The 13,932-nt window shown below is 75.1% G+C and carries 7 protein-coding genes; 4 read left to right on the top strand and 3 right to left on the bottom strand.

The genetic code is table 11. From position 1 onward, the window contains the following. The first annotated feature begins 227 nt into the window (after positions 1-227). Entirely contained in the window at positions 228-2,450 is a 2,223-nt protein-coding gene (locus OG357_RS18160; protein ID WP_329625620.1) for an asparagine synthase-related protein, read from the top strand. A gap of 154 nt (positions 2,451-2,604) precedes the next feature. Further along, complete coding sequence (locus OG357_RS18155) at positions 2,605-5,919, top strand: ATP-binding protein (RefSeq protein WP_329622155.1); 3,315 nt, start codon at positions 2,605-2,607, stop codon at positions 5,917-5,919. On the opposite strand, the gene OG357_RS18150 is transcribed toward OG357_RS18155, so the two are convergent. Continuing rightward, complete coding sequence (locus OG357_RS18150; protein WP_329622154.1) at positions 5,906-8,035, bottom strand: sigma-70 family RNA polymerase sigma factor; 2,130 nt, start codon at positions 8,033-8,035, stop codon at positions 5,906-5,908. The genes OG357_RS18155 and OG357_RS18150 overlap by 14 nt on opposite strands. A gap of 221 nt (positions 8,036-8,256) precedes the next feature. Continuing rightward, on the bottom strand, positions 8,257-9,024 hold the full coding sequence (locus OG357_RS18145) for a TetR/AcrR family transcriptional regulator (protein WP_329622153.1): 768 nt from the start codon (positions 9,022-9,024) through the stop codon (positions 8,257-8,259). Positions 9,025-9,377: 353 nt separating this feature from the next. On the opposite strand from OG357_RS18145, the gene OG357_RS18140 reads away from it, so the two are divergent. Beyond that, complete coding sequence (locus OG357_RS18140; protein ID WP_329622152.1) at positions 9,378-10,742, top strand: NAD(P)/FAD-dependent oxidoreductase; 1,365 nt, start codon at positions 9,378-9,380, stop codon at positions 10,740-10,742. 106 nt (positions 10,743-10,848) lie between these two features. Further along, positions 10,849-12,507, top strand: coding sequence for an ATP-binding SpoIIE family protein phosphatase (locus tag OG357_RS18135; protein ID WP_329622151.1), 1,659 nt, complete (start codon positions 10,849-10,851; stop codon positions 12,505-12,507). On the opposite strand, the gene OG357_RS18130 is transcribed toward OG357_RS18135, so the two are convergent. Next, a complete protein-coding gene (locus OG357_RS18130) occupies positions 12,504-13,778 on the bottom strand; it encodes an MFS transporter (protein ID WP_329622150.1) in 1,275 nt (424 codons plus the stop codon). The two genes, OG357_RS18135 and OG357_RS18130, sit on opposite strands and share 4 nt — an antisense overlap. Positions 13,779-13,932: the final 154 nt, after the last annotated feature.

The following is a 13,932-nucleotide window of genomic DNA, read 5'->3' as shown; positions in this document are numbered from 1 at the left end:
CGCCTCCCGGGCTGCCGGTGACGCATGAGGGCCGGCGGTGCGCCGGGCGAAGGCGTGGACGCCTTCGGGACCCTCCGGGGAGGGTCGATATTTGGCCGAATGACGCCGGTTCCCAACTGGCCCATGCCAGGGGCGCATTCAGCTTTCGTAAGCGTGCGCCCGGACTCCGCCCCGTGCGCCGTTGTCGTGGCAGCATGGCCTCCACCGAAACGGACGTGGAGGCGCCGATGCGATGGCTGGTGGGCTGGAGCAGTGTCGCCGCGAGCTTCGCAACGACCGCGGGGGCGCGGGCGGGAGCGGTGAACGGCGGCTACGACTCCACAAGGGGCTACGACTCCACGGGCGGCTACGGCTCCACGACGGGCTACGACTCCGGCGCGACCGGCTACGCGAGCGCCGGCACGGCGGCGTCCGAGGCGCGCACGGTGCAACCGGTGGGCGCCCAACTCCTCTGGGGCGACCCCGATCCGCTGTGGGCGGTCGGCGACTGGCGCCCCGACGAGGTGCGGGTGGTGGCCGTCGACGACCACACCCGCCTCGCCGTGCTCGGCTGCTGCGCCGCCACCGACGAGGAGCTGCGGGTCGGCCTGCTCACCGCGCGCGGGGGCGCACTGCGGCATCTGACGGCGTGGCCGGGCAGCTATACCGCCGTCGTCAAGGCCGGCCGCCGCGTCACCGTCACCGGTGATCTCGCGGGCGCCCGGCCGGTTTTCCACACCCCGTGGGCCGGCGGCACCGCCTTCGCGACCGCCGCCCTGCCGCTCGCCGACCTCGTCGAGGCCCAGCTCGACATCGGCCACCTCGGCGCCCTGCTCGCCTGCCCCGAGACCCCGGAGGCGCTCCGCGACTCCACCCCGTACGAGGGGGTGCGGCGGGTGCCGCCCGGCCACGCGCTGATCCTCCGGGAGGGTTCGCGGGAGATCGCCGGGTACGAGACGGTGGCCTCGCTCGCGGTCGCGGCGGCCGAGACCGACGCCCGGCAGGCCGTCGAAGGGGTACGGGACGCCCTGGTCGAGGCCGTCAGGGCCCGGCTCACCGCGCCCCGGCACGCGCCCGAGGCCCCGCTGCCCGACCCGGGCCCGGTCCCCGGGATGGGGCCCGCCGACCGGCGCGCGGCCCGGGGCGGCGGCCCGGCGGCCGGCATCGGCGCCGACCTGTCCGGCGGCAGCGCCTCCGGCACGATCGCGCTCCTCGCGGCGGGGCTGCCGGGCCGGCCGGGCACGATCCTCGGCCACGGCACGGGCGCGGGGGAGCGGCTGCTCGCGGTCACCTTCAACGACCTGGCGACCCGGGCCGGTTCGGGCCGCGAGGACGAACTGAAGCGGGCCGGGGAGCTCGCGGCCGACCCGCGCCTGCACCACGTGGTCGTCGCGGCGGGCGAGGAGGCACTCCCGTACGCGGCCCTGGACGGGCCCCTCACCGACGAGCCGGGCCCTGCTCTCGTCACGGCCGAGCGGCACCGCAGGCGGCTCGCGGGCGGCAGCGCCGACCACTTCACGGGCATGGGCGCCAAGCAGGTCCTGGACGCGCACCCGGCGCGCCTCGCCGACCTCCTGATGGACCGCAGGCGCCGCTCGCTGGTGCGCCCGGTGGCGGCGCTCGCCAAGGCGACGGGCGCGTCGGCGGGGGCGCTCCTGGTGCCGCTGACCGTGTACCGAGCGGCGCGGAAGCTGGCCCGTACCCCGTACCGCACCGGCCTGGAGGCGGCGGCCCGCCGGGTCCAGGAGGCGAACCGCACGCCCCCCGACGGCTTCGGCCCCCTGGAGGCCTCGCTCTCCGCGCTCACCTGGTCGCGGCCGGGCCCCGCGGCACGCTGGATGACGGGGGAGGCGCTGGCTGAAGTATCGGTTCGCCTGAACCGCGCGGCGACCCTGCCGACCTCCGTCCAGCGCCCGGGCGAGGCACGCGCGCGTGCCGCCCTCGCCCGCGCCGCGGCCGACCACCGGGTCCTGGAGCAGGCCGCGGAGATCCGCGGCCAGCGGCTCCACGCCCCGTTCCTCGACAACCAGGTGGTACGGGCCTGCCGCGCGCTCCCCGAATCCCTCCGGGTCCAACCGGACGCCCGAGCAGGCATCCTGCGCACCGTCCTCACGGGCGCCGGCGTCCACGACCTCCCCCCGGGCTGGGGCGCACCCCACCCGGCGGTCCCGGCCGCCGCCGCGCGCGCGGGCCTGCGCGCCGCGCTCCCCCACCTCCTGGCCCTCTTCGACGCCCCGCTCCTCGCGGACGCGGGCCTGATCGAGGCCCGCGTCGTCCGCGAGGCACTGTGCGCGGCGGCCGACGGCGCCCCCGTCCCCCTGGACGGCCTCGCCGACCTGGTCTCCACCGAACTCTGGCTCCACCGCCTCCTCGCCCGCCGAGGCTCCTGCTGGACGAACACCACGGAACCCCGCGCCCACCGAGCGGTCCAGGGCCCACTGATCCCGGCATCGAGGTCACTACCGGCGTGAGGCCCCGCAGAGGCAGGAGCGCCGCCATGACGACGGTGACGGTTACGGCCGCGCGGCCGTCCACAGGCTGGGGACACTCGTCCCCCTTCCGGCTAGGGGGCGCACCCGGGTAAACCCCGAGGCGCACCCCGAGCCCACCGGACACAATGAGCCGGTGCGGTATCTCATCCTCGGCACCACCGAGGCCCTCGACCCCCGCGGCGCCCCCCTCCCCCTCGGCGGCGCCCGCCTGCGCGCGCTCCTCGCCGCGCTCGCGCTGCGCGGCGGACGAGCCGCCTCCACCACCGAGCTCGCCGACGACGTGTACGGGGACGACCCGCCGCAGGACGCGCCCGCCGCCCTCCAGGCCCTCGTCGGCCGCCTGCGCCGGGTCCTCGGCGCGGAGGCCGTCGTCTCGACGCCCGGCCCCGGCTACCGGCTCGTCGCCGGTCCCGACGACATCGACCTGTACGTGTTCGAGCGCCGTGTCCGGGACGCGGGCGCCCGCCTCGACGCCGGCGACCCCGACACCGCCGCCACCCTCCTCCGGGAAGCCCTGGCCCTCTTCCGGGGCCCCGCCCTCGCCGACCTCCCCGCCCCGGCGGGCGTCCGGCCCGAGGCCCAGCGGCTCGCGGCCCTGCGCCGCCGCGTCGAGGCCGATCTGCGCCGGGGCGCCACCGACGGACTCGTACCGGAGCTGACCGAGCTCACCACCACGTACCCGTACGACGAGGCCTTCCACGCCCACCTCATCCGCGCCCTGCGGGCCGAGGGCCGGCACGCCGACGCACTCGCCGCGTACGAATCGGCCCGCCGCACCCTCGCGGACACCCTCGGCACCGACCCGGGCCCCGAACTCACCGCCCTCCACCGCGAACTCCTCGCGGCCACCCCCCAGCCCGCTCCCGAGCCCGGACCCCAGCGCCAGCCCCAGCCCCAGCCCGACACGGAGCACCACCCCGCCGACGACCCCACCCCCGGCAACATCCGCCCCCGCCTCACCTCCTTCGTCGGCCGCGAGCCCGAGATCGCCGCGCTCCAGGGCGACCTGACCCGCTCCCGCCTCGTGACCCTCACCGGGCCCGGCGGCTCCGGCAAGACCCGGCTCGCCGAGGTGGCCGCGCTGCGCGCCGTCGGCCCCGCCGCCTGGATCGCCGAACTCGCCCCGCTCGACGACCCCGAGGCGCTCCCCGGCGCCGTGCTCTCCGCGCTCCGCCTCCGCGAGATCAGCCTGATCAGCCGCGACGGCCTGCCCCTCCAGGACGATCCGACCGCCCACCTCGTGGAGCACCTCGCCCGCCGCCCCCTGCTCCTCGTCCTCGACAACTGCGAGCACGTGATCGGCGCGGCCGCCGCCCTCGCCGAGACCCTCCTCACCCACTGCCCGCGGCTCCGCATCCTCGCCACCAGCCGCGAACCCCTCGGCGTCCCCGGCGAATCGGTCCGCCCCGTCGAGCCCCTCCCGCCCGACCCGGCCCACCGCCTCTTCGCCGAGCGCGCCCGCGCCGTACGCCCCTCCTTCGACCCGGCCGCCGACGCCGACACCGTCGACGAGATCTGCCGTCGCCTCGACGGTCTGCCGCTCGCCATCGAACTGGCCGCCGCCCGCCTCCGGCTGCTCACCCCCCGCCAGATCGCGGACCGCCTCGACGACCGGTTCCGGCTCCTCACCTCCGGCTCCCGCACGGTCCTGCCCCGCCAGCAGACCCTCCGCGCGGTCGTCGACTGGTCCTGGGACCTGCTCGAACCCGCCGAGCGCACCCTGCTCCGCCAGGTCTCCGTCTTCGCCGGCGGCTGGGACCTCGCCGCCGCCGAGGCACTGGCCCCCGCGGCGGCCGACACCCCCGGGGCGGCCGACACCCCCGGCGCGGCCGACACCCTGGGCGCGCTCGTCGACAAGTCGCTGGTCGTGGCCGCGCCCACCGACGAGGGCGAGATGCGCTACCGCCTCCTGGAGACCATCCACGAGTACGCCGCCGAGCGGGCCGCCGAGACCCCCGCCCTCCTCGCCGCCACCGGGGCCGCCCACACCGCCCACTTCACGGCCCTCGCCGAGGAGGCCGAGCCGAAGCTGCGGTCCGGGGAGCAGCTCCCCTGGATCGACCGGATCGAGCGGGACCTCGACAACATCCGCGCAGCGCTCCACCGCGTCCTCGTCGCCGCCCCCGACGAGGCCGCCGCCCACCGCCTGGTCTTCGCCATGGGCTGGTTCTGGTGGTTGCGCAACTACCGCCCCGAGGCCCTGGCCTGGGTCGACCGCGCGACCGCCCTCGGCGAGGACCCCGACGACCCGGCCGACCCCCGGTACTGGCCGCGCATGCACCTGCGCATGCTCCACTTCTTCCTCGCCGTCGAGAGCCATACGGCCGCCCACTACCGCGACGACCCCGACGCCCTCGCCCTGGTCGGCCGGGTGCGCGCCGCGTTCGGCGCCGAGCCGGGCCCCGAGGGCGCCCGCTTCCCGGGCATGCTCTGGCCGTTCACCGCGTACCTCACCGAGGAACCGGCGCGGATCCGCGCCCTGCTGGACTCCTCCGTCGCCAACTGCCGCCGCCACGGCGGCGACTGGGAGGTCGGCGTCAGCCTGATGTTCCGTACGCACCTGGTCGTCGACATGCCGGGCGGCATGTCCGGCGGCGTCGCCGGGATCGACGAGGACCTGGCCGAACTCCGCGTCCTCTCCCGGCGCGTCGGCGACCGCTGGATGGGCGCCCAGATCGCGAGCGCCGCCGCCGAGGCCAACATGATGCGCGGCCGCCACGAGGAGGCGGGAGAGGCGTACGAGGAGGCCCTCGGCCTGGCCCGCGAGGTCGGCGCCCACGCCGAGACCCCGTTCCTCATCGCCCGGCTCGCCGAACTCGCCTATCGCGCCGGTGACATGGAGGCCGCCGCGAAGGGGCTCGAAGAGGCCTCGCGGGAGGCCGAGCGCTACCACGTACGGGACACCGAGATGTTCGTGTGCTTCCTGGGTGCGGCCGTCGCCTTCCACCTCGGTGACGTCGAGGCGGCCCGTGCCCGGCTGGAGACCGCGGGCAGCCTGGTCGACACCGGCCCCGCGCCCCCGCACTTCGCGGCGGTGCTGGCCGGACTCGGCGCTCGCGTCGAGGCGTACGAGGGCAGGGGCGCCGCCGCCACGGCCTCCGCCGCCGCCGCGCTGCGCGCCGCCCGGGACGTCCAGTGCGCGGACCTCATCGTCGCGGCGCTCGGCGAGGGGCTCGCGGTCACCCTGGCCGAGGCGGACGAACCGGCCCTCGCGGTGACGGTCCTGGCCGCCGTCGACTCCTGGCGCCACGAGCTGCCCCGCTCGGTCCCGGAGCTGCGGGAGGCCGAGGACGTGACGGCGCGGGCGCTCGCCGCCCTCGGCCCGGCCGGCGTCGCCGCCGCCCGCGCCGCCGGCACGGACCTCGGCCCCGACGACGTCCTGGCACTCGCCGCCGCCTACACCGGCACGGCGGCGCCTGAGGGACCGGGGCGGGTCAGGAGCAGCTGATCCGGGACTGCGCCCAGTCGGCGACCGCGGCCCGGCCGAGGGGCGTGTGCTCCTCCACCACGAGCCGGATCGTGGAGCGGCCCGTGATGTCGACGTGCACCGGGAGCGGCGGGTCGCCCGCCCGGACCACGTCGGAGCGCCAGAGCCGTTCGCCGTCCCCGTAGACGGAGAAGCGGACGCCGGCCTGCGGGCCCAGCAGGCCGCTGATGTCGTCGATGCCGACGACCGCGTCGTAGCTCGTGCACTGCCGGTTGAGGTTGACGAACAGCGAGGACGGCGCGTGCACGCTCACCCCGTGGGCGTACCGGGTGCCGCCGATCGAGGGGCCGTTCCGCGGCCACATCCAGCTGCTGTCGGAGAGGGACACCTCGGGCTTGGTGCCGTCGCCGAAGATCCCGTACTCCAGCTCGTTGACCTGGTAGACGACGGGCGGCGCGGGCGGAGGCGGCTTCGGAGACGTCTTCTCGGGGCTGGGCGTCGGCTTGGGCGTCGGCTTCGGGGTAGGCGTCGGCGTCGGCTCGGGACTGGGCGTCGGTGTCGCTGTCGGCTTCGGAGGCGTTGTGGGCGTCGGCGTCGGGCTCGGCTTCGGGGAAGGCTTCTCCGGGCTGGGCGTCGGCGTCGGCTCGGGCGTCGGAGTCGGCTTCGGCGCGGGCTTCGGCGGATCGGACGCGACAGGCGGAGGCGGCGGTACGGGCGCGGGCGTCGGCTTCGCCGGGGGAGCGGGCTCCGGCGGTACGACGGGGGCGACGACCGGCTGCGTGGGCTTGGGCGCGGCGACGGGCTGCGGGTCGCCGGCCATGGCCCAGACGAGCCCGGCGGCCGCGGCGACGGCCAGACCGGCCGCGATCCCGGCCTTCGCGGGCATGCCGAGCCCCTCGGCGGCGGCACCGCCCGAGCTCGCGCCTCCGGAGGCCCCTCCGGACGCGCCCGACGCCGCGGCGGCCGCGCCCGCGCCGGCGGCACCGACGGCACCGCCCGCGACGACACCGGCGGCCTTGAGGGAGTACCCGGCGGCGAACCAGCCGATGACGGCGACCGGCAGCAGCGCGGGGATCCCGGCGTTCACATGGGCCAGCTCACCGGCGGCGAGCCGGCACTTGGCGCACTCCTCCAGGTGCTTGCGCAGCCCGCGCTCGGCCCGCATCCGCAGCCCGCCGCGCGCGTAGGCGCCGAGCCGGTCCGCGTACCGGGCGCAGTCGCCGCCCGAGGTGAGGGACTGGCTGACGTGGGCCTGGAGGTAGGCCTGCTTGAGGCCCTCGCGGGCCCGGCTGGCGAGCACGGCCGTGGCGTTGGCGGTCAGTCCGAAGAGCGGGGCGACGTCGCTCGGCGACTCCTCCTCGACGGTGGTGTGCCACAGCACGGCCTGCCAGCGCTCGGGGAGCGAGCGGAAGGCCTGCATGGCGAGCGACTGCTCGGCCTCGTGCATGGCCCGTACGTCGGCGCCGAGGTCCATCGTGTCGTGGTCGGAGACCTCGGAGGAGCGGGAGGCCTCCGCGGCGAAGACGGCGAAGTCCTCGACGAGGTGCTCGCGCTTCTGCGTCCTGGCCCAGTTCGCCGCGACCCGCCGGACGGTGGTCATGAGGTAGGCGCGCACGGCCTGTTCGGGCCCGGCCCCGCCGCGTACCGCCTGGAGGGTGCGGGCGAAGACCTCGGCGGTGAGGTCGTCGGCGGTGTGCGCGTCGCGGCAGCAGGTGCGCGCGTACCGCCGGACGGCCTCGGAGTGGCGCCGGAACAGCTCCTCGTACGCGGAGTCGTCGCCGTCCCGCATGAGCTGGACGAGTTCGGCGTCGGAGGGCGGCAGCTCGACGGGCGGCGGAAGGACACCGCCGGACTCGTCGGCGGGATCGTCCCCGACCTGGTCCGCCCGGGCGTCGTCCGCCCCCGCGACGACCCCGACCCCGGCACCCGCACCGGCACCAGGCCCGGCACCCGACTTGCCCTCGCGCTGCGACGGAACGCTCGCCTCGACGGTCCCCGCCCCGGTCCCCGGCCCGCTCACAGGCGCACCGGAGAGGCTTCCCGGGCCACCCTGGCTCGGCACCTGACGGGGAGGCAGACCCCCGGTCTCCGCGCCGCCGCCGCTGCCCAGCGGATCGTCCCGACCGTCACCGCTCATCGCGGAAGCCCCCGTACGCACGCCCAGACCCGAACACCGGCCAAGACTGCCACAGAGCGCGGGCACGCCGAAGCGGCGCGTCCACTTACCACTCGTCCGGGGCGACTTCCTGTATCCGGGCGTAACCGCTCACACGTTCGTGCGATGCTCGTTGGTCCGCCCGGAGCACAGCAACGCCCCGCACCACAGCAAACACCCCGCACCACAAGGGCGCCCGGGCGCTACCGGGAGCGCAGCCCCTCGAGCAGGATGTCGAGGAGCCGCGTCGAGGCGGCCGCCTGCTGCACCGCGTCCGGCAGGGCCGGGGCCGCGGTGGCGATGACGAGCAGCACGTCGGCCACGGTCACGTCGGCCCGCAGCTCGCCCGCCTCACGCGCCCGGTCGACGAGCCGGCCGACGACGTCGAGCAGCTCCGCCGCCCCCGCGTCGTCCCGCTCCTCGGCCGGCACCGCGCGCGGCGCGATCACCCGCGCGTCGGGATCGGCGACACCCCGCTGGAACGGCACCCGGGCGGCGTCCTCCGCGGCGTCGGCGCCGACCGGCCCCGAGGGGTCGTCCACACCCACCCGCAGCACCTGCGGCGGCAGCAGCCGGCCCGCACCCGAGGCCACCGAGGTCCGCAGGAACCGGGAGAGCGCCGACCACGGCTCGTCCTCCTGGCCCAGCGCGGCCCGTGCCTGCTCGGTCAGCCGGGAGGTCTCCTCCTCGGCTATCCGCCGCACCAGCACGTCCTTGCTGGGGAAGCGCCGGTAGACGGTGCCGACACCCACCCGGGCGCGGCGCGCCACGTCCTCCATCGGCGCCCCGTAACCGAGCTCGCCGAAGACCTCGCGCGCGGCCCGCAGCACGTGCTCCAGATTGCGCTGGGCATCCACCCGCAGCGGCGCGGACCTGCCGCCCGCCAACGGGGACACCGCCCCGGCACCCTGGCCGTCGTCGGCGGTCGCCGTCCCGACGACCGACTGCCACCGTGAATCCTGAATCTGCATAAGCGTTCCCCCGCTCATGATGTCTCCCCCCGGAGACTCCCCGCCCTGACACGGGGCTTCCGGTCCGTGAGCGCTTCGGTCCACGCGCACCCGTCCGACACCCCGATGAAGTACGAACATAGTTGAGTCCGGGTCAATTCAGAAGGGGGAGTTCCGTACGGTGCGCCCCCCGATCGGAGCAAGGACCGGAAGACTCCCGATTCCGACCCCACCACCCACCCGTCACGCCCACTGTGACCTGCACCGTTCGCCCCGCACCCCGCTTGCGCGCCACCCCGCGCCTCCGTACCCCTCCGGTCACACAATTTGTCAGGCCTGTGGACAAACAACGGACGGCGTTGCGTCATGGGACAGTGACGGAACCTGCGCGCATTCTCGTGGTCGGCGGTGGCTACGTCGGCATGTACACCGCGCTGCGCCTCCAGCGGCAGCTCCGGGCCGAGCTCAGAGCCGGCACCGTCGAGATCGTGGTGGTCACCCCCGATCCCTACATGACGTACCAGCCGTTCCTGCCCGAGGCCGCGGCCGGCTCCATCTCCCCGCGCCACGTCGTCGTCCCCCTCCGCCGGGTCCTCGACCGCTGCCGGATCCTCATCGGCGAGGTCGGCTCGATCGACCACGCCAAGCGGACCGCGGCCCTCTCCACCCTCGCCACCGAGGAGGAGGGCACCGGCGGCATCGAGCTCGTCTACGACGAGCTGGTGCTCGCCCCCGGCTCCGTCTCCCGCACCCTCCCGGTCCCCGGCCTCGCCGACCACGGCATCGGCTTCAAGACCGTCGAGGAGGCCATCGGCCTGCGCAATCACGTCATCGAGCAGATGGACATCGCCTCCTCCACCCGTGACCCCGCGCTCCGCGACGCCGCCCTCACCTTCGTCTTCGTCGGCGGCGGCTACGCGGGCGTGGAGGCCCTCGGCGAGCTGGAGGACATGGCCCGCTACACCTCGCGGTACTACCACAACGTCAAGCCCGAGGACCTGAAATGGGTCCTCGTCGAGGCCTCGGACCGGATCCTCCCCGAGGTCGGCGAGGCCATGGGCAAGTACGCCATCCGCGAGCTCCGCGGCCGCAACATCGACGTCCGTCTGGAGACCCGCCTCGAATCCTGCGAGGACCGGGTCGCCGTCCTCAGCGACGGCACCCGCCTGCCCACCCGTACCGTCGTCTGGACCGCCGGCGTCAAGCCCGCCCCCGTCCTCGCCGCCAGCGACCTGCCCCTGAACGGACGCGGCCGGCTCCGCTGCACCGCCCACCTCGCCGTCGAAGGCGTCGAGCACGCCTGGGCGGCGGGCGACGCGGCCGCCGTCCCCGACGTCACCTCCGGAGAACCCGGCAAGGAATGCGCCCCCAACGCCCAGCACGCCGTCCGCCAGGCCAAGGTCCTCGCCGAGAACGTCGCCGCCTCCCTGAGCGGCCGCCCGCTCACGGAGTACGCGCACGCGTACGCGGGGTCCGTCGCCTCCCTCGGCCTCCACAAGGGAGTGGCCCACGTCTACGGACGTAAACTCAAGGGCTACCCGGCCTGGTTCATGCACCGCGCCTACCACCTCAGCCGGGTCCCGACCTTCAACCGCAAGGCCCGCGTCCTCGCCGAATGGACCCTTTCCGGCCTGTTCAAGCGGGAAATCGTCTCTCTCGGTTCGCTGGAACACCCGCGCGCCGAATTCGAACTCGCCGCCGCACCGCCACCCGACCACGGCGACAAGCCGTCGTCCTGACATCACTGTCAGTGCACTCGTCCACACTGGACGTGTGACCATAGGTGGGCTCACACCTGCACAGCGTGACTCTGCACGGCACCGACACCACGAGGCATACAGATCCGTGAACTTCACCCGTTGGAGCGCCCGGCTCCCCGGCACGCAGCGCCGCGCGGCGCGGGGGACCGAAGGCTCCGTGCCCGCCGCCCGCGGTGAGTACGGGCAGCAGCTGGAGCATGTGGCCGACGAAACCGACCAGGCGACCGACATCCCCGCCCTGGAGGACTTCTCCGTACGGGAGCTCCTCGGCCGGCTCCCCGGCCTGGTCGCCCTCGTGTACGGCCCGGAGCACCGCATCGCGTACGTCAACGACGCCTACGCCGCCGCCTTCGGCCCCCGCCCCGCGGGCGCCACCGTCGCCGACACCTGCCCCGAGGCCGAGGACCTCGGCCTGCTGCCCCTCATGGACCAGGTCCTGCGCAGCGGAAAGCCCCGCACGGTCAAGTCCCGCCGCACCCAGGACGGCGGCTCGTACACGGTCACATGCCTGCCCGTCGACAGCCCCCACATCGAGGGCGGAGTCCTCGTCCACGCCGCCGACGTCACCGACCACGCCGAGGCCGCCGAGCGCCTCCGCGCCAGCGAGCGCCGCCACCGCGAGACCGCCGTCACCCTCCAGCGCTCCCTGCTCCCGCAGGAGCTGGAGCAGCCCGACGACCTGCGGATCGCCGCCACCTACCAGCCCGGCGGCACGGACGCGGCCGTCGGCGGCGACTGGTACGACGTGATCACCCTCGGAGCCGGCCGCACCGCGCTCGTCATCGGCGACGTGATGGGCCGCGGCGTGCGCGCCGCCGCCGTCATGGGCCAGCTCCGCACCGCCGTCCGGGCCTACGCCCGCCTGGACCTGCCCCCGCACGAGGTGCTCCAGCTCCTCGACGGCCTCGCCGCCGAGATCGACGCCAGCCAGATCGCCACCTGCGTCTACGCGATCCACGACCCCAGCGAGGGCAAGCTGGTGTACGCCTCGGCCGGCCATCTCCCGATCCTCGTACGGGACGAGGACGGCACCGTGCGCCGCGCCGAAGACCCCACAGGCCCGCCCCTCGGCACCGGCGGCTGGCTGCACGCCTCGGGCTCCATCGCCCTGCCGCCCGGCTCCACCGCCGTCCTCTACACCGACGGCCTGGTCGAGCGCCGCCGCGAGGACATCGACGAGGGCGTCGCCGCCCTGGCCCGCGCCCTCTCCGGCGCGAGCGGCACCCCGCAGGTGGTCTGCGACCGGCTGCTCCGCGCCCTGGGCGTCACCGCCGAGCACGACGACGACGTGGCCGTCCTCGTCGTCCAGCACCCGTCCCGACAGGGCTCGGACGCCGAGCTCTTCCACAACGCCGCCCTGGAGCTCCTCGGCGGAGTGGAGGCCGCACCCCGCGCGCGTGCCTTCGCCTCCGGCGTCCTGTCGTCCTGGCGCTTCCCGGTCGAGCTGCGCGACCTGGGCGTCCTCGCCACCAGCGAGCTCGTGGCGAACTCCCTCCAGCACGGCACCCCGCCCATGCGGCTGCGCCTGCGCCGCACGGACCGCCGGCTGATCATCGAGGTCACGGACGGGGACGACCACCTGCCCCGCCGCCGCAGGGCGGAATCGGAGGACGAGGCGGGTCGCGGTATCTCGATCATCGCGACGATCGCCTCGTCCTGGGGGAGCCGCCGCACACCGGGCGGCGGCAAAGCGGTGTGGTGCGAGTTCGCCCTGCCGAACAAGCCCCGGGGAGTGTCCGGCTAGGCGGCGGCCTCCACCTTCCGCTCCGGCTGGTGCCGCGCCACGACCTTCGAGGGCTTGGCGGCGGTGAGCGACGGCTGGTTCTGCTCGGGGGTCAGCTGCCGGCCGAGCCGGACCGCGAGGAACGTGATGCCGAGCGAGAAGAGCACGAAGGTCACGATGTACGGACCGTGCAGCGCGGCCCCCATGGGCCCGCCCACGGCCGGACCGACGGCCAGCGCGAGCTGCTTGACCAGGGCGAAGGCCGAGTTGTACTGCCCGACCATCGACTCCGGCGCCAGATCGGCCACCAGCGGCGCCACGGTCGGCGACAGCATCGCCTCGCCGAGCCCGAAGAGCGCGTACGTGGAGACGAACGCCGCGGTCGCCATGGCCTGGCTGCCGTGCCCGAGCCCCGCGTACCCCGCGATGAGCCACGCCACGGTCCAGATCAGACCGACGGCCGCGATCACCCGGGTCCGCTTGCGGCGCTCGACGAACTTCAGCACCAGGAACTGGGCGGCGACGATGACGGCCGTGTTGGCGGCCAGCGCGATCCCGAGCGTGGACGGCTCGATTCCGGCGGCCTCCGTGCCGTAGGCGGCGAGACCCGACTCGAACTGTCCGTAGCAGGCGAAGAAGAGGACGAAGCCGAGGACGCACAGCTGCACCATCGCCTTGTGCCCGAGCAGCGCGCGGACGCCGCCACCCTTGCCGCCCTCGGAGGGACGGGTCCCCCGGAACGCGGGGGAGCCCGGCATCCGGACGGTCCCCACGACCGCCGCGAGCACCAGGAACATCGCCGCCTCGATCGAGAACAGCAGGATGAAGCTGCCCGGCCGGCTCGTGTCGACGAGCAGGCCGCCGATCAGACCACCGACACCGAGGCCGAGGTTCTGCAGGAAGAACTGCGTGGCGAAGGCCCGGGTCCGGCCCACCGGCGTCGAGCACCAGACGATCATCGTGGCGAGGGCCGGCTGGAGCACGGCCGTACCGGCACCGAGCAGCGCCGCGGCCGCCACGGCCGCCGGCACGCTCGACGCGAAGCCCATGGCGACCGCACCCACGGCGGCCACGACGGACGCCACGAGCAGTACGGGCACCGGCCCGCGCCGGTCGATGGTCCGCCCGCTGAAGGGCAGCACCACGAGCGCGGCCATGGCGAAGACGGCGAGAACGATGCCCGCGGTCGCCGCGCCCAGATCCCGCACCTGGGCGACGTACACATAGAGGTACGGCACGGTGAAGCCGAGTCCGAACGCGCTCAGCGCGCTGCCTGCCTGAATACGGCGCATCGCAGCGCCCCTCGCCTTGGTCACACTCACCCACTTCGGTCGCAGGTTCAGAGGTGTAGCCCTGAACCTTGAAGACTTCAACACTAAAGTTAGAGCCTTAACAGTACACACCGAAGGACTTCAACGCCAACGAGACCCGTGGGATACTCGCCGC

Origin of the sequence: Streptomyces sp. NBC_01255, assembly GCF_036226445.1 — a bacterium.
Classification (GTDB): Bacteria; Actinomycetota; Actinomycetes; order Streptomycetales; family Streptomycetaceae; genus Streptomyces.
Note: the sequence above shows the minus strand (reverse complement) of the source record. Positions and strands in the feature narration are given on the sequence as shown.

Bases quoted from the DNA above. Each gene is read 5' to 3' on its own strand.
- OG357_RS18160 (WP_329625620.1), top strand. From the start codon at position 228: ATGCGATGGCTGGTGGGCTGGAGCAGTGTCGCCGCGAGCTTCGCAACG.
- OG357_RS18150 (WP_329622154.1), bottom strand. From the start codon at position 8,035: ATGAGCGGTGACGGTCGGGACGATCCGCTGGGCAGCGGCGGCGGCGCG.
- OG357_RS18145 (WP_329622153.1), bottom strand. From the start codon at position 9,024: ATGCAGATTCAGGATTCACGGTGGCAGTCGGTCGTCGGGACGGCGACC.
- OG357_RS18130 (WP_329622150.1), bottom strand. From the start codon at position 13,778: ATGCGCCGTATTCAGGCAGGCAGCGCGCTGAGCGCGTTCGGACTCGGC.